This is a genomic window from Faecousia intestinalis, from assembly GCF_040096185.1.
Taxonomy (GTDB): domain Bacteria; phylum Bacillota; class Clostridia; order Oscillospirales; family Oscillospiraceae; genus JAZOXB01.
Genome location: NZ_JBBMFF010000229.1, coordinates 1 through 20,372 on the forward strand (window position 1 = coordinate 1; position 20,372 = coordinate 20,372).

A 20,372-nucleotide genomic window follows, 5' to 3' on the forward strand; every position below is an offset into this window, starting at 1 on the left:
CGCAGCCTTTTCAAACGAGAGCCCAGTGAAACGGGTCTCGTTTGAGAGCTTGTCAAAAACACTTTTTTGACAAGCTCCAGGGGGTCGCGGAAGCGGCCCCCGTTTTGCCGTCTTTACATTGGGCGAAAGCTGGTGTAAAATAGGGAAAGAAAGGGGGTATCCCGATGGACCCGAGAAATCAGCCCGCTCAGGACGACGAGGACCTGCTGCGCGACATCCGCAAAATTCTGGATGACCGGCACGACGCGGACGATCCCTACGAGCGCGGCTTTGCCGATAAGCTGTATGAGGACTGCGAGGACCCGACGCTGCAGACGCAGCAGCCGCCGAGACGGCAGCAGAATTCCGTCTCCGGCCCCGTGATCCATGCCTATAACTCCGACTTCCGCCGCGGCGCAGCCCCGCAGCGCCGGGAGGAGCCGACGACCTATCTCGGCCCGGTGGAGGAGGACGACTACGAGCCGCCTCGCCGCCAGTCTCAGCGCTCCCGCCGGGAGCCGGAGCGTGCGCCGCGCCGCGAGGAGCAGCCGCGCAGGCACCGCGCCGTGCCGGAATCCGGCTATGATGCCGAGCCGCCCAAAAAGAAGAAAAAACACCGCTTCGCCCGCGGACTCGGCAAGCTCCTGCTCATTTTGCTCGTGCTGTTTGCGCTCGTCATCGGCGTGATGCTGCTGCTGGCCAAGCAGCCGAAGGCAGAGGAGACCCTCGGCGCGCGCCGCGACGGCTGCTCGACGATCCTGCTTGCCGGAACGGACAAATCCGGCGACCGGACGGACACCGTCATGCTGCTGAGCGTCGACCGCAGCGCCAAACGGTTGACGCTGCTGAGCATCCCGCGCGATACAAAGGTCAATTCCAGCTATACGCCGCATAAGATCAATATCGCCTACGGCGTGAACGGCAAGGATCAGGAGGGCATGGAGGCCCTGATGGACTATGTCACGGAGCTGGTCGGCTTCCGTCCGGACGGCTATGTGCTCATCGATCTGGATGTCTTTGTCGATCTCGTCGACAAGATGGGCGGCGTGAAATTCGACGTTCCCTGCGATATGGATTACAGCGACCCTGCGCAGGACCTGACCATCGATCTGAAGGCCGGTATGCAGCGCCTGAACGGCGAGCAGGCCATGGGCCTCGTGCGCTTCCGCTCCGGCTATGCCATGGCCGATCTGCAGCGCGTGAACGTGCAGCGGGATTTTATGCTGGCTGCCATGCACCAGTGGGTCTCCGTCTGGAACCTCTGGCGTTTGCCCTCGGCGGCGCGGCTGCTCTCGGCGCATACCGTTACGGACCTCAGCACACGCAATCTCGTCTGGCTGGCAGAGTCCGTCGCCCTGTGCGGCACGTCGAACCTGCAGACGCTCACCATCCCCTATACGTTCAGCGGCGACGGTATGTATGTTCTGGCCGACCCCTATGAAACGGCCGATGTTGTCAACGCCTATCTCAATCCCTATGAGATAGACGTCTCGCCGGATGATATCTACGGAGGCTGACATGGAAGAGACGTTTCATATTGACACGGTCTGCCACAGCGGCAGACCGTCCGACCCGCGCAGTGCAAAGGAGACGGCGTGCTACGACCTGCTCGACTCGCTTGGCATCGCCTATGAACGCGTCGACCATGACGCCGCCATGACCATGGAGCTGTGCCATGCCGCAGAGGGGGTGCTGCACATCTCTATCTGCAAAAATCTCTTCCTCTGCAACCGGCAGAAGACAAAATTCTATCTGCTGCTCATGCCGGGCGGCAAGCCGTTCCACACGAAGGACCTGTCCGCCCAGCTCGGCTGCGCGCGCCTGTCGTTCGGCCCGCCGGAGGACATGGAGCGCCTGCTCGGTGTGACACCCGGCTCTGCAACGGTGCTGGCCCTGCAGAACGACACGGCGGGGGAGGTCACGCTCGTCATCGACCGCGCCGTGCTGCAGGCCCCATGCTTCGGCTGCCATCCCTGCATCAACACGAGCTCGCTGGCCTTTTCTATGCAGGATCTGACGGAAAAGCTGCTGCCCGCGCTGGGCCATGCGCCGGTTCTGGTCGACCTGCCGGAGGACAGCAATGCGTGAATTGATGATCGAAGCGGAGTACGCCCCGTTTGCTCCGAACTGGTTTCTGGAAACAGCGTCCCGCTGGTTCACCGTGCAGAAAACGCCTTGCCTGCAGACGGCCGAGGCTGTCATCGGCGAGCCGACGCTCGAGGCCCTGCAGAACGCGCCGCAGCTGCGCTGGCTGCAGATGACATGGGCGGGCGCAGACCGCTATCTGCACGGGGGCTTCCCGCGCAGCGTGCTGCTCACAACGGCCTCCGGCGCGTTCGGCGAAACGATCGCGGAGCACGCGATCGGGATGCTGCTGTCCCTGTGCCGCCGCCTGCCCTCCTATGCGCGGCAGAAGAGCTGGAACGATCTCGGCTCCGAGCGGCGCGTGGCAGGGGGAACGGCCCTCATCTTCGGCGCGGGCGATCTGGGCGGGAGCATCGCCCGCCGCCTGCAGGCCTTTGGTGTGAAGACGTTCGGCGTCTGCCGCCGGACCTCGCCGGATCGCCCCGGCTTTGACCGCCTTGTCCGGCTGGACGAGGCAGAGGCCCTGCTGCCTGCGGCGGACTTTGTCCTGGGCGCGATGCCGCAGTCGCCGGAGACGGCCGGGTGGCTCAGCGCGGAGCGCCTTGCTCTGCTTCCGCAGGACGCCGTCGTTGTGAACGTCGGGCGCGGCAGCTTTCTTGATGCCGATGCGCTGGCACGGGAGCTGCAGAGCGGCCACCTGTTCGGCGCAGGCCTTGATGTGACGGACCCGGAGCCGCTGCCTGCCGCGCATCCGCTCTGGAGCCTGCCGAACTGCATCCTGACGCCGCATGTCGCGGGCGTGAGCTTCGGCCACCTGCCGCAGACGGAGGAGCGCATCTGGCGCATCTGCGCGGAGAATCTGGAGCGCTATGCCGCCGGAGATCCGCTGCGGAACCTCGTGCGGGAGATCCCGCTGTGACGGGCCGCTTTGCGCCCAGCCCGACCGGGCGTATGCATCTGGGCAATATTTTTACCGCGCTGCTCGCGTGGCTTTCCGTCCGGTCGCAGGGCGGGCGTATGTTGCTGCGCATCGAGGACCTTGACCCGCAGCGCAGCCGTGCGGCCTATGCCGAGCAGCTGCGGAGGGACCTTGGCTGGCTCGGGCTGGACTGGGACGGCGAGATGCCGCCGCAGAGCACGAGAAGCCCGGTCTATGCCGCACATTTTGCAAAACTGGAGGAGCAGGGCCTGATCTACCCGTGCTACTGCTCCCGCAGCGAGCTGCACGACGCCTCTGCGCCCCATGCCTCGGACGGCACGGTGCTCTATTCCGGTGCCTGCCGCGACCTGACGCCGGAGCAGCGCGCCGCAAAGACCCGCCGCCCCGCGTGGCGCGTCCGTGTGCCGGATATCGCCGTCTCGTTCCGGGACGGTGTCTGCGGCCCGCAGACAGAACGGCTCGCCGAGACCTGCGGCGATTTTATCGTCCGACGCTCCGACGGCGTGTATGCCTATCAGCTTGCCGTTGTGTGCGACGATGCGCTCGGCAGCGTGACGGAGGTCGTGCGCGGCTGCGATCTGCTGGGCTCCACGGCGCGGCAGCTGTGGCTGTTCTCCGTTTTCGGCTATCCCGCGCCGCAATATTACCATGTTCCGCTGCTTGTTGCGCCGGACGGACGTCGCCTGAGCAAGCGGGAACGTGACCTTGACATGGAGGCGCTCCGCGCGCGCTGTACGCCGGAGCAGCTCGTCGGCAGGCTGGCGCAGCTGGCCGGCCTGCAGCCGGGGCCGGAGCCGGTCCGCGCCGCAGACCTCGTCTCCCGCTTCTCATGGGAGCGCATTCCGCGCGGCGAGATCGTGATCCCGGCAAATTTTTCGGACGGATTTCGTGTTTTTCCTTGAAAAACAGCCGTATTGTGCTATAATGAAAAGCGTGAGTAAGGGAAGTCGTACTTCCGACATTGAAAGGATGAATCGCATGTTCAAAATTGTCCGCAAGAAAGAGCTGAATTCTGCCGTTACTCTGATGGAGATCGAGGCTCCCTTTGTCGCCAAGAAGGCGAAGGCCGGTCAGTTCATCATCTTCCGCGTGGATGAGACCGGTGAGCGTGTCCCCCTGACCATCGCAGGCTACGACCGCGAAAAGGGTACGGTAGCCATTATTTTCCAGAAGGTCGGCCTGACGACGAAGATGCTCGGCGCGATGAACGAGGGCGACTATATTCAGGACTTCGTCGGTCCGCTCGGCAAGCCCACGAACACCGAGGGTATCAAGCGCGTCTGCGTGGTCGGCGGCGGCGTCGGCTGTGCGATCGCTCTTCCGTCCGCTCAGGCGTTCAAGGAGGCAGGCGCCGAGGTCGATGTCATTGTCGGCTTCCGCAGCAAGGATATCGTCATTCTGGAAGACGAGTTCAAGGCCTGCAGCGACCATCTGTACCTCATGACGGACGACGGCTCCTACGGCGAGCACGGCTTTGTTACCGTGAAGCTCCAGCAGCTGCTCGAGGCCGGCACGCACTATGACGAGGTCCTCGCCATCGGCCCGATCCCGATGATGAAGTTCGTCTCCAAGACGACCGAGCCCTTCGGCGTCAAGACCACCGTGTCCCTCAACCCGATCATGGTCGACGGCACCGGCATGTGCGGCGGCTGCCGCGTGACGGTCGGCGGCGAAGTGAAGTTTGCCTGCGTGGACGGCCCGGATTTCGACGGCCATAAGGTCGACTACGCCGAGCTGATGAACCGCAACGGTGTCTACCGCGATCAGGAAGCAGAAAACGAGAAGACGCATATGTGCCGCATGGACAAGCTGGCGCATGAGCTCATTCGCTGAGGAGGAACACAGCATGCCGAATATGACTCTGACCAAGACCCCGATGCCCGAGCAGGCACCGGACGTCCGCAATAAGAATTTCAAAGAGGTCTCCCTTGGCTACACCGAGGAGATGGCCGTGGAGGAAGCAGGCCGCTGCCTGCACTGCAAGAATCCGAAGTGCGTCGAGGGCTGCCCCGTCAACATCCGCATTCCGGAGTTCATCGCAAAGGTCTCCGAGCGCGATTTTCTCGGCGCTTACGAGGTCATCACCTCCACGAATGCTCTGCCCGCCCTGTCCGGCCGTGTCTGCCCGCAGGAGTCCCAGTGTGAGAGCAAGTGCGTGCGCGGCGTGAAGGGCGAGCCGGTCGCCATCGGCCGGCTGGAGCGCTTCGTCGCCGACTGGTATCGCGAGAACGTCAACAAGATGCCCGAGAAGCCCGAGAGCAACGGCATCAAGGTTGCCGTCGTTGGCTCCGGCCCCTCCGGCCTGACCTGTGCGAGCGAGCTGGCCAAGAAGGGCTATGAGGTCTCCATTTTTGAAGCCCTGCACACCGCAGGCGGCGTTCTGGTCTATGGTATCCCCGAGTTCCGTCTTCCGAAGGCCATCGTTGCCAACGAGGTCAAGAAGCTCGAGGCCATGGGCGTGCATGTCATGACCGACATGGTCATCGGCAAGGTCCTTTCCATCGACGAGCTGTTCGAGGAGATGGGCTTCAAGGCCGTGTTCGTTGGCTCCGGTGCAGGCCTGCCCATGTTCATGCACATCGAGGGCGAGGCGCTCAAGGGCGTTATGTCTGCCAACGAGTACCTGACCCGTATCAACCTCATGAAGGGCTATCGCGACGAGAGCGACACGCCGGTCATCCGTTCGAACGCCGTTGCGGTCGTCGGCGGCGGCAACGTTGCCATGGATGCCGCGCGCTGCGCGAAGCGTCTCGGCGCGGAGCATGTGTACATCGTCTATCGCCGCGGTGAGGCGGAAATGCCCGCCCGTCTGGAAGAGCTGCATCATGCCAAGGAAGAGGGCATCGAGCTGCACGTCCTGTGCAACCCGACGAAGATCCTCGACGACGGCAATGGCCGCGTCGGCGCGATGGAATGCGTCCGCATGGAGCTCGGTGAGCCGGATGCCTCCGGCCGCCGCCGTCCGGTCGCCATCGAGGGCAGCGAGTTCCAGCTTGCCGTCGACACCGTCATCATGGCTCTCGGCACGTCCCCGAACCCCCTCATCCGCTCCACGACGCCGGGCCTCGAGACGAATAAGAAGGGCTGCCTCGTTGTCAACGAGGACAACATGACCACCCGCGACGGCGTGTATGCCGGCGGCGACGCCGTGACCGGCGCTGCAACCGTTATCCTCGCCATGGGTGCAGGCAAGAAGGCCGCTGCTGCTATCGACGCGCGCTTTCATAAATAAGACAAAACCGGTATAATTTGCCTGCCGCGTTCCCATACTAAAAGAAACGACCGCCTGTCCCGGCATCGTCGGGGCAGGCGGTTTTTATCAGGGAGGGGACTGCAATGCAGGTCAAAGAGGTCATGAGCCGCCGGATCATTGCCATTTCGCCGGAGGAGACTGTCGCCGTGGCGGCGCGGCTCCTGTCGCAGCACAACATCGGCGCGCTGCCGGTGTGCAGCCGGGACGGGCGGCTGCGCGGCATGGTGACGGACCGGGATATCGTCGTGCGCTGCGTGGCTGCAGGGGACGACCCCGAGCGCACGCGCGTTGCGGAGATCATGACGCGGCGCGTTCTGGCGGCGGAGCCGGACCGGAGCGTCGATGAGGCCGCACGCCTGATGGCGCGCGAGCAGGTGCGGCGTCTGCCGGTGCAGGAGCACGGGCGGCTTGTCGGCATGGTGTCGCTGGGCGATGTCGCTGTGCGGCCGGACTACACGATGGAGGCAGGGGAGGTCCTGCAGGAAATTTCGCAGAATATCCGCCGTGCCTAGGCGAGCAGGGCATCCAGCTCCGACGGCGTGCTGAACTGCACGACGAGGCGGTTCGGCAGGCAGACGATGGGCGCGCCGTGGTCCGCCGCGGCGTGATGCATGCAGTCCTGCGTGGGACAGGAGGCCGATGTGACGGCGATTTTTCCGCCGGAGACGGTCAGAATGTTCCAGCCGCCGCCGGACTCGATGCGGTATTCGCCGTCGACGGCAAGGTCGATCGTCTGCACGAGCGCACCGTCCGAATAGACCTCCGCCGTTGTCTCGGCCTTGCCGCCGAGCAGCCATATGGACAGCCCGGAGCAGACCACGGCGATGGCCAGAAACAGCAGGATCCAGAATCTTGTCTTCATCGCTTCAGCTCCGTAAACGTGCAGTCCGTCAGCAGGGGGGCCGCTCCCTCCGTGGCGTAGATCATGCCGTCCTCCGTGATGAAAACGGCCTCGAAATCGGACGAAGCACGCCAGAATTCCGTTGCCCGCTCCAGCCCCATGACGAACAGGGCCGTGGAAAGCCCGTCTGCCAGCGTGCCGCTGTCCGCGAGGATCGTCACGGAGCGCAGGCCGTTCTGCACCGGCCTGCCGGTCTGCGGGTCGAGAATGTGATGGTAGCGGACGCCGTCCTGCTCAAAATAGCGCTGATAGTCGCCCGAGGTCACAAGGGCCTTCGAGCCGGTAAAGCGCACGACGGCGATCGCGCTCGACGGGTCGTTCGGGTCGGCAATGCCGACCTGCCATGCCGTGCCGTCCGGCTTGCTGTCGACGGTCTGCACATTGCCGCCGAGCGAGAGCATGGCGGCCTGCGCCCCGGTCTCCTCCAGCTGATGCGCGCACCGCTCTGCCGCATATCCCTTGGCGATGCCGCCGAGGTCGACGCTGCAGCCCGCATCGAGGGCAGCCACCGCGCCGTTCAGCTGCAGATGCTGCGGGCCGGTGTGCGCGAGCGCTCCGGTCAGCTCGGCCTCCGTCGGGACATGATATTTCCCGGAGGGGAAGCCCCAGAGGCAGACAAGGGGATAGACTGTCGGGTCAAAGGCTCCGCCCGTGCGCGTGGCGCAATCCAGCGCCTGCTGCAGGAGGTCTGCGGTCTGCGGCTGCAGCTCCGCCGTGCCGTCCCGGTTCAGGCGGGCGATGTCGCTGTCCTCTGACGTGGCGGAAAGCAGGGCTTCGAGCGAACGGAGCGTGTCCTCCGTCTGCGTGACAAGGACCTCATCGCCCCAGATGCGCAGGCTCATCAGCGTGTCCATGGCAAAAAGCTGTGCCTCATGCGCCTCCGGCTGCTTTGGGCCGCAGCCCGTCAGGACCAATGCTGCCAGAAGTACGGCAGCGAACCATTTTTTCAAGGGGATCACCTCATTTTCCGGGATCATTATATCAAAAAAGAGAAATTTTCTCAAATAGTATTTGACATTTTCCTGCCGGGATGGTATGATAAACAGGCCGCATCGAAGAGGTACAAGCTTGAGGTATGCCCTCACGCCTCCAGAGCGAGACTACAAAAAGGTAGGTGCAAACAAACATGCAGGCAGTTATCGTTACCGGTGGCAAGCAGTACAGCGTCAAGGAGGGCGACGTGATCTACGTCGAGAAGCTCAATGCTGAGGCTGACGCAACCGTAACCTTCGATCAGGTCCTGGCAGTCGTGGACGGCGAGAACTCTAAGTTCGGTGCTCCCGTGGTGGCAGGCGCTTCTGTCGAAGCCAAGGTGCTGAAGAACGGCAAGGCCAAGAAGGTCGTCGTCTTCAAGTATCGCCCGAAGAAGGACTCCAAGTCCATCCGCGGCCACAGACAGCCGTACACCAAGGTGCAGATCGAAAAGATCTCCGTGTAATGACTAAGGTAGAGATCTTCAATCACGACGGCAGGATCCATGGATTCTCCGTGTCCGGGCACAGCGGCTATGCCGAAGAGGGCAGCGACATCGTGTGCGCAGCCGTTTCCGCAGCCGTGACCTTCGCCGAGTGCACGATCAACGACGTGCTGGGCAATCATGCCAATACGAAGGTGAAGGAAGAAGAGCCCCGGATCACCCTCACCCTTCCCGCAGCCTGCGACGACGAAGACGCCGTGCAGGCCGTGCTGACCGGCTTTTTGCTGACGGTCTGCTCCCTGCGGGACAATTATCCTGAGTATATCGAAGTTATGGAGGTGTAACAAATGCTGAAAATCGGTTTTCAGTTCTTCGCTCATAAGAAGGGCGGCGGTTCCACCAAGAACGGCCGTGATTCCGAGTCCAAGAGACTGGGCGTGAAGCGCGCGGACGGTCAGTTCGTCCTCGCGGGCAACATTCTGGTTCGCCAGAGAGGCACGCACATCCATCCGGGCGTCAATGTCGGTATCGGCAGCGACGACACCCTGTTTGCTCTGGTTGACGGCCACGTCAAGTTCGAGCGCAAGGGCAAGGATCGCAAGCAGTGCTCCGTCTACGCGGAACAGTAAGACGCAATACGGAATCCCGGACATAGGCGCTCTATGTTCGGGATTTTTTATGGCAGCAATCCGCACAGCCCGGAAGGAGGATCGCGATGTTTATTGATAAAGTCAAGATTACGGTGAAGGCAGGCAACGGCGGCAATGGTGCCGTTGCCTTCCACCGCGAAAAATATGTCGCCGCGGGCGGCCCGGATGGCGGCGACGGCGGCAAGGGCGGCAATATCGTCCTGCGCGTGAACGACAACCTCTCCACGCTGATGGACTTCCGCTACAAGCGCAAATATGCTGCGGCACTCGGTCAGGACGGGCAGGGCGCGCGCTGCTCCGGCAAGCGCGGCGAGGACCTCGTCATTCAGGTCCCGCGCGGTACGGTCGTGCGCGATGCCGCAACGAACGAGATCATCAAGGATATGTCCGACGATGCGGACTTTATCCTCTGCAAGGGCGGCCGCGGTGGCTGGGGCAACAAGCATTTTGCCACGCCGACCCGTCAGGTGCCGCGCTTTGCCAAGGCCGGCCTTCCCGGCGAGGAGCACGAGGTCGTGCTGGAACTGAAGCTGCTGGCAGATGTCGGCCTTGTCGGCTTCCCGAATGTCGGCAAGTCCACGCTGCTGTCCGTCACGTCCAATGCCCGCCCGAAGATCGCAAACTACCACTTCACCACGCTGTACCCGAATCTCGGCGTCATCTATGTGGATGAGGGCGTGTCGTTCGTCATGGCCGATATCCCCGGTATTATCGAGGGTGCGGCCGAGGGCGCGGGCCTTGGCCACGATTTCCTGCGGCACATCGACCGCTGCCGCCTGCTCGTGCACATCGTCGACGTCTCCGGCAGTGAGGACCGCGACCCGATCGAGGACTTCGAGAAGATCAACGCCGAGCTGCGCGATTATTCGCCGGAGCTGGCCGAGCGGCCCATGATCGTCGCGGCAAACAAGTGCGACCTCATCCCGGAGGGCAGCGACAATCTCGAGCGTCTGCGTGCCTACGTCACGGAGCGCGGCTACCCGTTCTATGAGATCTCGGCCGCCACGACGCAGGGCACGAAGCAGCTCATGCGCGTCATTGCCGGCCGTCTGCGCGAGCTTCCGCCCGTGACGGTCTATGAGCCGGAGTATGTTAAACCGCTGGCCGAGGCGGGCGAGGCCGACGCCCTGTCCATCGAGCATATGGATGACCTGTGGGTCGTGTCCGGCAAGTGGATGCAGCAGCTCATCGCCGATATCAACTTTGCGGATTACGAGTCGCGCATGTACTTCGACCGCCAGCTCCGCAAAAGCGGCCTGTTCGACCGGCTGGAGGAAATGGGCATCGAGGACGGCGACACGGTCAGCATCTACGACTTTGAATTTGAGTACGAGCGATAATTATTGTAGGTTTGTCAAACATATTGTACAGCGAACTCAATAGGAGAAAGCCAGTGTTGGTGTCTCATGGGCAAGTTGTTGGCACGGTGAGGGAAAGGCTTGCTGTCTGGCATGATATATGCTATACTTGAACCGCGCGAAAAAAATTCGGGGCTTTTCGCCCCGAATTTTTTTTGTTGAGTTTACTCTGCATGCCCGCGGATATGGTGCCGGTAAAATGCTGCGAGGAACGGCATGGAGATCACGAAGGTCAGAAGGTCTGCCACGGGCTGGCTCATCTCCACACCGGCGCAATGCAGCCACAGCGGCAGGAGCAGCACGGCCGGAAGGAAGAAAATGCCCTGCCTGCAGCTTGCCAGGAACGTCGCGGCCGTGCGGTAGCCGAGGCACTGATAGAGCTGATTGACGAACGTCGAGACGGCCAGCAGCGGCAGAACGATGCAGGAGAAGCGCAGCGTCTCCGCACCGATGCGTACGACCTCCGCGTCGCTGCAGAACCACCACAGGATCGGCCGCGCGAAAATGGCCATGACGATGGCGCAGACCGTGCAGAGCACCGTGCCGACGAGGGAAGAGAACCAGAACGCCTGCCATGCGCGGCGGCGCTTTCCGGCGCTGTAGTTATAGCCTGCAACGGGCTGGAAGCCCTGCCCGATACCGATGACGAGATTGCGAACGAAGACATAGAGCTTGTTCGCGATCGTGATGGCCGAGACGGCCGCGTCGCCATAGAGGACGGCCTGCATATTGAGCACGGCCGAGGCCACGCTGCCGAGGCCCTGCCGGCAGACAGTCGGGAGACCCGTCGAGAAAATAAGCCAGTAATCACAGAAATGACGACTTACGCTGCGCAGGCGCAGCCGGACGATGGAGCGGCCCGTCAGGAAGAACAGCAGCAGAATCACAAAGCTCACGGCCTGACTGACGGCTGTGGCCAGCGCTGCGCCGCCTGCGCCCATGTCCAGCGTGAAGATGAACAGGGGATCGAGCGCAATATTCAGCACGCCGCCCAGTCCTAGCCCCCACATGGCGAGCGTCGATTCGCCCTCGGCGCGGAGCGTGTTGTTCAGCACGAACGACGCACAGCTGACCGGCGCGACGAGCAGGATCCAGCGGGCGTAGGGGACGGCATAGGGAAGCATGGTGTCTGTGCATTTCAGCGCGCGCAGGATCGGCTTCAACCCGGCAAGACAGCCCCAGTCGACGACCGCACCCGCGAGAATGGCGGCCACAAAGGCGCTGACGGCGTAGCGCTCGGCCGCGTCGTCGTCCTTTTCACCGAGCTTGCGGCTGATGAGGCTGCCTGCGCCCATGCCGAGTCCGTAGCCGACGGCCTGCAGAATGGCCATGAGCGTGTAGACCATGCCGACTGCAGCCGATGCTGATTTGTTGATTTGGGAGACGAAATAGGTATCAGCTGTGTTGTAAATAACCGTAACGAGCATGCTGATGGTAGTCGGGATCGCCAACGAGCTGACGAGCTGCGGGATCGGCGTGCCGATCATCTTCTCATATTGCTCCGCACTGTTCGGAACATGAGCCATTCAGAATCCCTCCGACATTTTCTTTTATTCTATCATATTCCGGCGCGATTTTCCAGAGGAGGAATCCGATAATGAAGTTCCCGAAGCTCAGGCACGCAGGCCTGTGCAATATCCTGATCTTTCTCCCGGCGCTGTTCCTGTTTTTGCCATCGGCTTCAATATCCCGCTGGCAAACTGGGGCGCGCCGAAGTGGGTCCTTGCCCTGAATTTCCTGCTTGGCTGCGCGGTCTCGCTCGGCTATCTCATTCTGGGGGCGTTTCCGCTCCTGTGCGCCGATCAGTTTTTTTTCCTGCTGCGGGAGTGGAAGCGTTCCAGCCTGGAATACCGCACTGGCCGGGCGAGATCAGAATGGGCGAGTATGCGCTCTACTGCGGCCTCGGCGACCGGGTGGCTGTGCTGACGTATACGAAGCAGGAGGGGAAAAAGCACCTCCTGCTCGAAAAGGACCTTGCTGCCTACGGAACGAGCGGCAAGAGCAGAACCCGCAGGCGCAGGATCACCCCGGAGGAGCAGAAAAGCTGCCGCGCCCGGCTTGAAAGCTGGCTCGTCGCCGAGGGCTATCGTTTTGAAGCGGAGACGGAGAAATGATCTGATGACACAAAATGCGGGCGCTGCTTTTGGCAGCGCCCGCGCAGTTTTTATTTGGGATCCTTACTGCGGAATATGCGGTTGAGCAAATAGACGCAGAGCATGATGACGAGGATCACAATGAAAATGGAACCCCAGCCGGCGCCCATCAGGCGCAGGGATTCCTGCCATGTGGCAGGACGGTCCGGGATCGACTGTTCCGCAACGGCGGTGAGGATCGGCAGCAGCTGCATGGTCATTCCTCCTTACCCAATGGTGTAGACAAGGCTCATGATCAGGCCGCCCGCGATGACGGACGCGATCTGGCCCGAAACATTGACGCCGACGGTGTGCATGAGCAGGAAATTTTGCGGGTCCTCCTTCAGGCCCATCTTGTGGATGACGCGGGAGGACATCGGGAAGGCCGAGATACCGGCCGCACCGATCATGGGATTGATCTTCCTGCCCTTCGGCAGGAACAGGTTCAGGAACTTGGCCACCAGAACACCGCCCGCCGTGTCGAAGATGAAGGCCACGAGGCCGAGGCCCATGATGAGCAGCGTCTGCGGCTTCAGGAACTGCACCGCGTGCATGTTGAACGCGATGGAGATGCCGAGGAAGATCGTGATAAGGTTCGCCAGCACCTTCTGCGCCGTCTCGGACAGCGAGTTCAACACGCCGCACTCGCGAATCAGGTTGCCGAACATCAGGAAGCCGACGAGCGCGACTGCCTTCGGGGCAAAGATGCCCGTGATGATCGTGATGACGATGGGGAAGAGAATGCGTGTTGTTTTGGAGATCTGCTTCGGCTCATACGGCATGCGGATGAGTCGCTCCTTCTTCGTTGTCAGCAGGCGGATGACGGGCGGCTGGACGATGGGGACCAGCGCCATATAGGAATAGGCAGCGACAGTGATCGCACCGATGTAGCCGCTCTGCAGGGCGTTTGCCACGACAATGGATGTTGGGCCGTCCGCCGCGCCGATGATGGCGATGGAGGCGGCGTCGCGGATGTCAAAGCCGCAGAGGCTCGCAACGAAAAATGTGAAAAATATGCCAAACTGCGCCGCCGCGCCGAAGATCATCAGCTTGGGGTTCGACAGCAGCGGACCGAAATCGATCATTGCACCGATGCCGATGAAGAGAACAAGGGGGAACAGCTCATTTGCGATGCCCTTTTCATACAGCAGGTGCAGAATTTCGAGGTCCGCGCCCGGCAGATTCATCAGGATCGCGCCGAAGCCGATCGGCAGCAGCAGCGAGGGCTCCATATCCTTGGCGATGGCGAGATAGATGAGCACCGCGCCGATGAGCCACATGACGATGAGCTTCCAGCCGTCTCCCTGCAGCAGGGACTGCGCATTTTCCAACAGAACTTCCAAATACGTTGCCTCCCTTTGGCAGTATAATAACACAATTATAATCGAACGTCCCGGCAGATGCAAGAGGATAGAATGTTAAATCTATGTAAAGTACACAAAATTTCCGCAGGGCTGGTAGGCGGACCGTTCCTGTGATACAATATAGATACAAGGCAGATGCAAACTATCCTCAGGAAATGCTTTTTGGGAGGAAAAATCATGATCCGGATTTTGATCGTGGAAGATGAAATAACGATCGCGCGGCTGATCGACCTGAATCTCAGCGCGTGCGGCTACGAATGCACCTGCGAATATGACGGCCTGGCGGCCGCAGACCTTCTGGAGCAGATGAGCTTCGATCTGATCCTTCTGGATATCATGCTTCCTGGGGCGGATGGCTTCGAACTGATGGACCTGATCCGCCCGACGAAAACGCCGGTGATCTTCCTGACGGCGCGCGGCTCGGTCAGCGACCGCGTCAATGGTCTGCGCGCCGGAGCGGATGACTATCTTGTCAAGCCGTTTGATATTGTGGAGCTGATCGCGCGGGTGGAGAGCGTCCTGCGCCGCACCGGAAAGACCGGAGACCGGTATACCGTAGGAGATGTGTGCATCGACGCACGAGCCATGCGCGTCACACGCGGCGGCGAACCGATTCTGCTCACGCCGAAGGAATTTGACCTGCTGCTCCTGTTTGTGCAGAACCGGAACATCGCGCTGTTCCGCGAAACGATCTATGAGCGCGTCTGGGGCACGGAATTCACGGGTGACAGCCGCACGGTCGACCTGCATGTGCAGCGGCTGCGGCGAAAGCTGGGCTGGCAGGGAAAGCTCCTGACGATCTATAAGACAGGCTACCGACTGGAGGTGACGGATTGAGATTTGCTGCCAAAATGACCGCCCTCATCACCATGCTGCTGGCTGTCTCTCTGGCCGTCGGCGGCTATCTGGTCATGAGCAGCTCGTTTGACGCGCGTCTGAAGGGGCAGGTCCGCGATGCGCAGGAGGAGGTACGGCTGCTCGGCATGACGGTGCAGGCACTCTGTGCCAGAGAGCAGGGGCAGGACACCGCTTCCTCCGGCGCGATCGAAAGAGCGCTGGAGGCTATTCCGCAGGACCGCAGCTACTGCCTGCACGCGGCGGACGGCACGGTTTTATCTGAAAGCGCGGACTTCCCACAGGAGGCGGTGCAGAACGGAAGGGCGGGCGTGATCGTCTCCCGTGTGCAGAACACTACTTCCGGCAGCCGCCTGATCACAACGTCGCTGCTTACACTGTACGGCGGTACATACTCTCTGACTTGCCTGAACGACATTACGGACATGCTGCGCGAAGCGGAGACAGAATTGCAGCGCTTTCGATGGATCCTTGCCGCTGTGCTTGGGGCTGCGGTCGCGGCAACGGCAGCTCTGTCTGTCTATATGACGCGGCCCCTCCGCCGCATTTCGCGCACGGCGCGGCAGCTTGCGGCCGGGCAGACGGACAGGCGCGTCACGGTCCGCACCGATGACGAGCTCGGCGATCTGGCGCAGAATTTCAACGCCATGGCCGATGCGCTCGAGGCACGGCTGCGGGAGCTGGCGGCTGCGGCGCAGCGTCAGAAGGAATTTACGGCCAGCTTTGCGCATGAGCTGAAAACGCCTCTGACCTCCGTCATCGGCTACGCCGACACGCTGCGCAGCAGAACGCTTCCGAGCGAGATGCAGTTTGAAGCAGCCAACGCGATCTACACCGAGGGAAAACGTCTGGAGCGCATGTCGTTCGCGCTGCTGGACCTGTTTGCGCTTGAGCGCAGTGAGCCTTCCTTCTCCCGGGTGCAGACCGGTGCGCTCGCGGCCTCCGTGCAGAAAAGCTGCGAATACCGGCTTGCCCGGCAGAAGCAGAGCCTGCAGTGCGATGTGGAGGAGGCGGCCGTCTGGGGCGAACCGGAGCTGCTACGGACGCTGCTGCTCAATCTGCTCGACAACGCGCACAAGGCATCGCCGCCGGGGGCGGTTCTGCAGCTGCGCGGCAGGGGTGTTCCGTCGGGCTATTTGTTCTGCGTGATCGATCCGGGGCGCGGCATTCCTCCGGAGGAGCTGTCCCGCATCACCGATCCGTTTTATATGGTGGATAAATCGCGCGCCAGAGCGGCGGGCGGCGCGGGCCTCGGCCTGACGCTGTGCCGTAAGATCGCCGAGGTCCATGGGTCGAGCCTGCGCTTTGAGAGCGTGGTCGGCGAGGGAACGCGCGTGTCATTCCTTCTGAAAGGAGAGCAGAAATGAAGCGAATGCGAAGCTGGTGGCTGGCAGCCGCGGCCTGCGCGGTCCTTGCGGCAGCTCTTCTGCTTCCGCAGCGTTTTCTGCAGCAGAAGCTCGACCGCGTGGCCGAGACGGAATTTTCCGTCGATGGCGCAGAGCCGGATATGGAGGAAGCGGTGACTCTGATGGAACGGCTCCGCCTTGCCGCCGTCGGCGAGTTTATTGCGCAGAATACTGCCGATGGCACCGGCAATGACGGCGGTGCGCTGACGGCGCAGACGCAGCAGTGGCTGCTCGATGCGCAGAGTGTTATCCCGCAGCCGCTCCGGCCGTATATCGACCTGTCAGGTGAGGTATTTGCGGAAAGCGGATGGATCCTTGACACGGCCTCGGGCACGGTGTTTTCGGCGATCCGTGCGTCGCTGCACCATACGCCGTTTATTGACACGATCATTCTGCTCGATGCGCAGACCGGCAGGCTGCTCCATCTGGAGATGCTGTTCTATCAGGAGTCCGATTATCTGATCCTGCTGCAGGACCTGCCGGATAGTCTGGAGGATGCGGGCGGCTGGAGGCAGCGAGTGGCAGATTATTACGGCCTGACGGCCAATGCATTCCGGCCGGAGGACTCCCTTGTCAAGCAGTGGTATTCCACGGCAGAGCCCAGCGAACTGGGCTTCGTGCTGGGGGATGCCGACGGAAATGCGGTCACCTATGGCTTTCGGCACGGCGCTGCGCCGGGGATGGCGATCGCGCTGGGCTCGTTCGGCAGTTGACGCAGCGTCCCGCCTGTGGTAAAATGGGTGAGATTTCCGATACGGATACGCGCTCCCGCCGGTGCGGGGGCAGAAAGGAACGTACCATGATCGAATATGTGACCATCGATCAGGCGGCGGAGCTGGACGCCTTTGTGCTCCGGCAGCCAAACTGCCATTTCATGCAGACCTCTGCATGGGGCCGCGTGAAGGAGGGATGGGGCTGGACCGGCATCCTCTGCCGCGATGAAAAGGGCGAGATCATCGGCTCCATGGCCATTCTGGAGCACCGCATCCGTCATATGCACACGGGCTTTCTCTATGCGCCGCGCGGGCCGATCTTCCGGGACGGCGACTACGCCACGCTCGAGGCGCTTGTGGACGCCATGCGCGCTCTTGCCGAAAAGCGCGGCGACTATATGATCCGCATTGACCCGATGCTGGAGGAGACGGACACGGCGTTTCTGGACGAGGTGCGCCGTCTGGGCTTTACTGTCAATCAGGCGAGCGATTTTTCCCTGTTCCAGCCGCGCATGTGCTATGTGCTCGACCTGCAGGGCTTCACGCCGGAGTCGCTTCTGGCCTACTATAATAAAACAAAGCGCTATGACATCCGCCGCGCGGAGCGCAACGGCGTGACCGTTCGGCTGGGCGATGTCTCGGATATCCCGGTGTTTTACCGCATGATGCTCGCCACGGCGGCAAAGAACGGCTTTACCGCGCGGCCGCAGCAGTACTATGCGCACTTCCTCGAGGCGCTCGGCCCCATGTCCAAGCTGTACCTTGCGGAGAAGGACGGCGTCATCATCGCCGCGAGCATCACGGCCGAGCTTGGCAACCGCGTGTGGCATATGTATGCCTGCTCCGACCGCGCCTATCAGGCCGATTTTCCGAATGAGCTGATCCAGTGGCAGATGCAGCGCGACGCGCTCGAGGGCGGCTACCGTTACTTCGACTTCCGCGGCGTCGAGGGCTATCCCGTGCCGGAGAATCCCTATTACGGCCTGCATCACTACAAGCAGGGCTTCGGCGCACAGTTCCACGCCTATGTCGGCCAGTGCGACCGCGTGCTGCACCCGATGCGCGCAAAGCTCGTCCATACCCTGCAGAAAATATTTGTACGCGAGTAACATCGAATTATTTGCTGGTTTCCGTTTTCCCTCTGTACAAAATCCGTAAGATACGCTATAATAATTTTGGCTGATTCCTACAAAAATTTTGAAAGGCGGATATCCACATGAACGCGTTTTTACCGGCAGACATTCTCTTCCCGCAGGTCGATTCCATGGAGAAGTGGGCGGTCATCGCCTGCGACCAGTTCACCTCTGACCCTGCCTATTGGGAGCGTGTCCGGCAGCATGCCGAGGGTTCTCCCTCGACGATCAACCTTATTCTGCCCGAGGCAGAGCTTGGTACCCCGCAGGAGGCTGCGCACACGGCGCTCATCAACCGCACAATGGCGGAATATCTCGATGCCAACGTCTTCCGCACGCTGAAGGATTCGTTTGTTTATGTGGAGCGCACGCTGGAAAACGGCTCCATCCGCCGCGGCCTTATCGGTATGGTCGATCTGGATGCCTATGACTATTCCACTGGCTCCGTTTCGCCCATCCGCGCCACGGAGCGCACGGTCGTTGAGCGCATCCCGCCGCGCATGCGCGTCCGCCGCGAAGCGCCCGTCGAGCTGCCGCACATCCTGATGCTGGCAGACGACCATGAGCATGTGCTCATCGAGCCGATCGCGGAGAAGAAGGACAAGCTCGAGAAGCTCTATGACTTTGACCTCATGGAGGACGGCGGCCACATCCGCGGCTGGCTCGTCGACGGCGAGGAAGCCGCTGCGTTCAATGCCCGCCTGACGGACTATACCGCAAACGTCGGCAAGAAGTACGAGGGCCTGAAGGGCGTTCCCATGGTGTTCGCCGTCGGCGACGGCAACCATTCCCTTGCTACGGCAAAGTCCTGCTATGAAGAACTGAAACGCAACCATCCCGGTGAGGACCTCTCCAACCATCCCGCGCGCTATGCGCTCGTGGAGCTGGAGAACATCCATGATCCCGCGCAGGTCTTTGAGCCGATCCACCGCGTTGTGACGGGCTGCGACCCCAAGGCACTGCGCAAGGCGCTGGAGAGCCAGGCCTGTGCCGAGGGCGGCTTCCCTGTGACGTGGTATGCGGGCGAGGAGTCCGGCACGGTGCTGCTCGACCGTTCGCTCAGCGAGCTGGCCGTCGGCGTGCTGCAGGGCTTCCTGGACAGCTATCTGGCCGATCATCCCGGCGAGGTGGACTACATCCATGACGACGACGCCCTCATCGCGCTGGCAAAGCAGCCGAACGCCATCGGCTTCCTGCTGCCCGCCATGGAGAAGAGCCAGCTCTTCCGCGGCGTCATTGCCGACGGCATCCTGCCGCGCAAGACGTTCTCGATGGGCCACAGCCGCGAAAAACGTTACTATCTTGAAGGAAGAAAGATCAAATGACAACTCTGACCGAAGGCGCATTTGCAAAGATCAACCTCACGCTCGACGTGCTGGACCGCCGTGAAGACGGCTACCACGATATCCGCAGCATTCTACAGACTGTTGCCCTGCGCGACGATATCGAGCTCCTGCTGGACACCGGCACGGGCTGGCGCATCGAGTGTGAAACGGCGGGCATCCCGCTGGACGAAACGAATCTGGCCTGGCGTGCCGCTCGCGTGTTCTTTGACACGTTCGGCGGCGAGCCGGACGGCCTGACCATCCGCATCACCAAGCGCATCCCGTCCGGGGCGGGTCTTGGCGGCGGAAGCGCCGACGCGGCGGCCGTGCTGCGCGCGCTGAACCGCTGGAAAGATTACCCGCTTTCCGTCTATGCGCTGTGTGAGCTGGGCGCGCAGATCGGCTCCGACGTTCCGTTCTGCGTGCTGTGCGGCACGGCTCTGGCCGAGGGGCGCGGCGAGCGGCTGACGAAGCTGCCGGACACGCCGGAGATGTTCACCGTGATCTGTAAGCCGGACGTCTGCTTTTCCACCCCGGCGCTCTATGCCAAACTCGACGATGTCGCGCTTGCCAAGCGGCCGGACACGCGCGCCATGCGAGCCGCGCTTGAAAAGGGCGATCTCGAGGCCATCGGCGCGGGCCTGTGCAATGTGTTTGAGCAGGTCGCCATCCCAGACCATCTGGAGCTGAACTATATTAAGTCCATCATGATGTCCTACGGCGCCTATGGCGCGCAGATGACGGGCAGCGGCTCGGCCGTATACGGCCTGTTTGACTCGTTCGAATATGCCGCCGTCGCCTGCACGATGCTCAAGGACAATTATCCGCAGGTCTTTATCGCCAAGACGGTATAAAAATTCC

The 20,372-nt window shown here is 61.8% G+C and carries 24 protein-coding genes; 19 read left to right on the plus strand and 5 right to left on the minus strand.

What is annotated here, in order from left to right:
- The first annotated feature begins 164 nt into the window (after window positions 1–164).
- The 7 genes from WMO66_RS09020 to WMO66_RS09050 all read left to right on the plus strand — a co-directional run bounded on the left by WMO66_RS09020 (window position 165) and on the right by WMO66_RS09050 (window position 6,769).
- Window positions 165–1,496, plus strand: coding sequence for an LCP family protein (locus WMO66_RS09020; RefSeq protein ID WP_349136078.1), 1,332 nt, complete (start codon window positions 165–167; stop codon window positions 1,494–1,496).
- Between the two features lies 1 nt (window position 1,497).
- Window positions 1,498–2,067, plus strand: a complete 570-nt coding sequence (locus WMO66_RS09025) for a prolyl-tRNA synthetase associated domain-containing protein (RefSeq protein WP_349136079.1) — start codon at window positions 1,498–1,500, stop codon at window positions 2,065–2,067.
- A complete protein-coding gene (locus WMO66_RS09030; protein ID WP_349136081.1) occupies window positions 2,060–2,983 on the plus strand; it encodes a D-2-hydroxyacid dehydrogenase in 924 nt (307 codons plus the stop codon). The genes WMO66_RS09025 and WMO66_RS09030 overlap by 8 nt, the downstream gene beginning before the upstream one ends.
- Window positions 2,980–3,906: a tRNA glutamyl-Q(34) synthetase GluQRS gene (gluQRS, locus tag WMO66_RS09035; protein WP_349136082.1), complete on the plus strand. Its 927-nt coding sequence runs from the start codon at window positions 2,980–2,982 to the stop codon at window positions 3,904–3,906. The genes WMO66_RS09030 and gluQRS overlap by 4 nt, the downstream gene beginning before the upstream one ends.
- Before the next feature lie 76 nt (window positions 3,907–3,982).
- Window positions 3,983–4,837, plus strand: coding sequence for a sulfide/dihydroorotate dehydrogenase-like FAD/NAD-binding protein (locus WMO66_RS09040; RefSeq protein ID WP_349136083.1), 855 nt, complete (start codon window positions 3,983–3,985; stop codon window positions 4,835–4,837).
- 13 nt (window positions 4,838–4,850) lie between these two features.
- Window positions 4,851–6,236: an NADPH-dependent glutamate synthase gene (gene gltA / locus WMO66_RS09045; RefSeq protein WP_349136084.1), complete on the plus strand. Its 1,386-nt coding sequence runs from the start codon at window positions 4,851–4,853 to the stop codon at window positions 6,234–6,236.
- Between the two features lie 104 nt (window positions 6,237–6,340).
- A complete protein-coding gene (locus tag WMO66_RS09050; protein WP_349136085.1) occupies window positions 6,341–6,769 on the plus strand; it encodes a CBS domain-containing protein in 429 nt (142 codons plus the stop codon).
- Here WMO66_RS09050 and WMO66_RS09055 read toward each other — a convergent pair.
- Together WMO66_RS09055 and WMO66_RS09060 are read right to left on the minus strand one after the other, a co-directional pair.
- On the minus strand, window positions 6,766–7,119 hold the full coding sequence (locus WMO66_RS09055; RefSeq protein ID WP_349136086.1) for a NusG domain II-containing protein: 354 nt from the start codon (window positions 7,117–7,119) through the stop codon (window positions 6,766–6,768). The two genes, WMO66_RS09050 and WMO66_RS09055, sit on opposite strands and share 4 nt — an antisense overlap.
- Window positions 7,116–8,108 (minus strand): FAD:protein FMN transferase, encoded by a 993-nt coding sequence (locus WMO66_RS09060; RefSeq protein WP_349136087.1) that lies wholly within the window; start codon window positions 8,106–8,108, stop codon window positions 7,116–7,118. The genes WMO66_RS09055 and WMO66_RS09060 overlap by 4 nt, the downstream gene beginning before the upstream one ends.
- A gap of 176 nt (window positions 8,109–8,284) precedes the next feature.
- Between WMO66_RS09060 and rplU the strand changes: the two genes are divergently transcribed.
- From rplU to obgE, 4 genes are all read left to right on the plus strand, one after another.
- Complete coding sequence (gene rplU, locus WMO66_RS09065; RefSeq protein WP_349136089.1) at window positions 8,285–8,596, plus strand: 50S ribosomal protein L21; 312 nt, start codon at window positions 8,285–8,287, stop codon at window positions 8,594–8,596.
- Complete coding sequence (locus tag WMO66_RS09070; RefSeq protein ID WP_349136090.1) at window positions 8,596–8,919, plus strand: ribosomal-processing cysteine protease Prp; 324 nt, start codon at window positions 8,596–8,598, stop codon at window positions 8,917–8,919. The genes rplU and WMO66_RS09070 overlap by 1 nt, the downstream gene beginning before the upstream one ends.
- 3 nt (window positions 8,920–8,922) lie before the next feature.
- Window positions 8,923–9,204: a 50S ribosomal protein L27 gene (gene rpmA / locus WMO66_RS09075; RefSeq protein ID WP_349136091.1), complete on the plus strand. Its 282-nt coding sequence runs from the start codon at window positions 8,923–8,925 to the stop codon at window positions 9,202–9,204.
- Window positions 9,205–9,290: 86 nt separating this feature from the next.
- Window positions 9,291–10,565 (plus strand): GTPase ObgE, encoded by a 1,275-nt coding sequence (obgE, locus tag WMO66_RS09080; protein WP_349136092.1) that lies wholly within the window; start codon window positions 9,291–9,293, stop codon window positions 10,563–10,565.
- Between the two features lie 182 nt (window positions 10,566–10,747).
- On the opposite strand, the gene WMO66_RS09085 is transcribed toward obgE, so the two are convergent.
- Window positions 10,748–12,109, minus strand: a complete 1,362-nt coding sequence (locus WMO66_RS09085; RefSeq protein ID WP_349136093.1) for an MATE family efflux transporter — start codon at window positions 12,107–12,109, stop codon at window positions 10,748–10,750.
- Between the two features lie 103 nt (window positions 12,110–12,212).
- Between WMO66_RS09085 and WMO66_RS09090 the strand changes: the two genes are divergently transcribed.
- Window positions 12,213–12,509 carry a hypothetical protein gene (locus tag WMO66_RS09090; RefSeq protein ID WP_349136094.1) on the plus strand — a complete coding sequence of 99 codons (297 nt, stop codon included), beginning with the start codon at window positions 12,213–12,215 and terminating at the stop codon, window positions 12,507–12,509.
- A complete protein-coding gene (locus tag WMO66_RS09095; RefSeq protein WP_349136095.1) occupies window positions 12,458–12,697 on the plus strand; it encodes a hypothetical protein in 240 nt (79 codons plus the stop codon). Before WMO66_RS09090 ends, WMO66_RS09095 begins: the two co-directional genes overlap by 52 nt.
- A 50-nt stretch (window positions 12,698–12,747) precedes the next feature.
- Here WMO66_RS09095 and WMO66_RS09100 read toward each other — a convergent pair whose 3' ends face one another.
- Both WMO66_RS09100 and WMO66_RS09105 read right to left on the minus strand, forming a co-directional pair.
- Window positions 12,748–12,930 carry an OadG-related small transporter subunit gene (locus tag WMO66_RS09100; RefSeq protein ID WP_349136096.1) on the minus strand — a complete coding sequence of 61 codons (183 nt, stop codon included), beginning with the start codon at window positions 12,928–12,930 and terminating at the stop codon, window positions 12,748–12,750.
- A gap of 12 nt (window positions 12,931–12,942) precedes the next feature.
- The gene (locus WMO66_RS09105) at window positions 12,943–13,995 is read right to left on the minus strand and encodes a sodium ion-translocating decarboxylase subunit beta (protein ID WP_349136108.1); all 1,053 of its coding nucleotides are present in this window, start codon (window positions 13,993–13,995) and stop codon (window positions 12,943–12,945) included.
- A 261-nt stretch (window positions 13,996–14,256) separates the two neighbouring features.
- Between WMO66_RS09105 and WMO66_RS09110 the strand changes: the two genes are divergently transcribed.
- From WMO66_RS09110 to ispE, 6 genes are all read left to right on the plus strand, one after another.
- A complete protein-coding gene (locus WMO66_RS09110) occupies window positions 14,257–14,916 on the plus strand; it encodes a response regulator transcription factor (RefSeq protein WP_349136097.1) in 660 nt (219 codons plus the stop codon).
- Window positions 14,913–16,301, plus strand: coding sequence for a HAMP domain-containing sensor histidine kinase (locus WMO66_RS09115; protein ID WP_349136099.1), 1,389 nt, complete (start codon window positions 14,913–14,915; stop codon window positions 16,299–16,301). Before WMO66_RS09110 ends, WMO66_RS09115 begins: the two co-directional genes overlap by 4 nt.
- Complete coding sequence (locus tag WMO66_RS09120) at window positions 16,298–17,053, plus strand: hypothetical protein (protein ID WP_349136100.1); 756 nt, start codon at window positions 16,298–16,300, stop codon at window positions 17,051–17,053. The genes WMO66_RS09115 and WMO66_RS09120 overlap by 4 nt, the downstream gene beginning before the upstream one ends.
- Before the next feature lie 86 nt (window positions 17,054–17,139).
- Window positions 17,140–18,162 (plus strand): lipid II:glycine glycyltransferase FemX, encoded by a 1,023-nt coding sequence (locus tag WMO66_RS09125; RefSeq protein ID WP_349136101.1) that lies wholly within the window; start codon window positions 17,140–17,142, stop codon window positions 18,160–18,162.
- A 107-nt stretch (window positions 18,163–18,269) separates the two neighbouring features.
- Window positions 18,270–19,511 (plus strand): DUF1015 domain-containing protein, encoded by a 1,242-nt coding sequence (locus WMO66_RS09130; RefSeq protein WP_349136102.1) that lies wholly within the window; start codon window positions 18,270–18,272, stop codon window positions 19,509–19,511.
- Window positions 19,508–20,365, plus strand: coding sequence for a 4-(cytidine 5'-diphospho)-2-C-methyl-D-erythritol kinase (gene ispE, locus WMO66_RS09135; protein ID WP_349136103.1), 858 nt, complete (start codon window positions 19,508–19,510; stop codon window positions 20,363–20,365). The genes WMO66_RS09130 and ispE overlap by 4 nt, the downstream gene beginning before the upstream one ends.
- Window positions 20,366–20,372 lie beyond the last annotated feature (7 nt).

Excerpts from the sequence above, each read along its gene's own strand:
- WMO66_RS09020 (WP_349136078.1), top strand. The coding sequence starts at position 165 with ATGGACCCGAGAAATCAGCCCGCTCAGGACGACGAGGACCTGCTGCGC.
- WMO66_RS09025 (WP_349136079.1), top strand. The coding sequence starts at position 1,498 with ATGGAAGAGACGTTTCATATTGACACGGTCTGCCACAGCGGCAGACCG.
- WMO66_RS09030 (WP_349136081.1), top strand. The coding sequence starts at position 2,060 with ATGCGTGAATTGATGATCGAAGCGGAGTACGCCCCGTTTGCTCCGAAC.
- WMO66_RS09040 (WP_349136083.1), top strand. The coding sequence starts at position 3,983 with ATGTTCAAAATTGTCCGCAAGAAAGAGCTGAATTCTGCCGTTACTCTG.
- gltA (WP_349136084.1), top strand. The coding sequence starts at position 4,851 with ATGCCGAATATGACTCTGACCAAGACCCCGATGCCCGAGCAGGCACCG.
- WMO66_RS09050 (WP_349136085.1), top strand. The coding sequence starts at position 6,341 with ATGCAGGTCAAAGAGGTCATGAGCCGCCGGATCATTGCCATTTCGCCG.
- WMO66_RS09055 (WP_349136086.1), bottom strand. The coding sequence starts at position 7,119 with ATGAAGACAAGATTCTGGATCCTGCTGTTTCTGGCCATCGCCGTGGTC.
- rplU (WP_349136089.1), top strand. The coding sequence starts at position 8,285 with ATGCAGGCAGTTATCGTTACCGGTGGCAAGCAGTACAGCGTCAAGGAG.
- WMO66_RS09070 (WP_349136090.1), top strand. The coding sequence starts at position 8,596 with ATGACTAAGGTAGAGATCTTCAATCACGACGGCAGGATCCATGGATTC.
- rpmA (WP_349136091.1), top strand. The coding sequence starts at position 8,923 with ATGCTGAAAATCGGTTTTCAGTTCTTCGCTCATAAGAAGGGCGGCGGT.
- obgE (WP_349136092.1), top strand. The coding sequence starts at position 9,291 with ATGTTTATTGATAAAGTCAAGATTACGGTGAAGGCAGGCAACGGCGGC.
- WMO66_RS09085 (WP_349136093.1), bottom strand. The coding sequence starts at position 12,109 with ATGGCTCATGTTCCGAACAGTGCGGAGCAATATGAGAAGATGATCGGC.
- WMO66_RS09095 (WP_349136095.1), top strand. The coding sequence starts at position 12,458 with ATGGGCGAGTATGCGCTCTACTGCGGCCTCGGCGACCGGGTGGCTGTG.
- WMO66_RS09100 (WP_349136096.1), bottom strand. The coding sequence starts at position 12,930 with ATGCAGCTGCTGCCGATCCTCACCGCCGTTGCGGAACAGTCGATCCCG.
- WMO66_RS09105 (WP_349136108.1), bottom strand. The coding sequence starts at position 13,995 with ATGTGGCTCATCGGCGCGGTGCTCATCTATCTCGCCATCGCCAAGGAT.
- WMO66_RS09110 (WP_349136097.1), top strand. The coding sequence starts at position 14,257 with ATGATCCGGATTTTGATCGTGGAAGATGAAATAACGATCGCGCGGCTG.
- WMO66_RS09120 (WP_349136100.1), top strand. The coding sequence starts at position 16,298 with ATGAAGCGAATGCGAAGCTGGTGGCTGGCAGCCGCGGCCTGCGCGGTC.
- WMO66_RS09125 (WP_349136101.1), top strand. The coding sequence starts at position 17,140 with ATGATCGAATATGTGACCATCGATCAGGCGGCGGAGCTGGACGCCTTT.
- WMO66_RS09130 (WP_349136102.1), top strand. The coding sequence starts at position 18,270 with ATGAACGCGTTTTTACCGGCAGACATTCTCTTCCCGCAGGTCGATTCC.
- ispE (WP_349136103.1), top strand. The coding sequence starts at position 19,508 with ATGACAACTCTGACCGAAGGCGCATTTGCAAAGATCAACCTCACGCTC.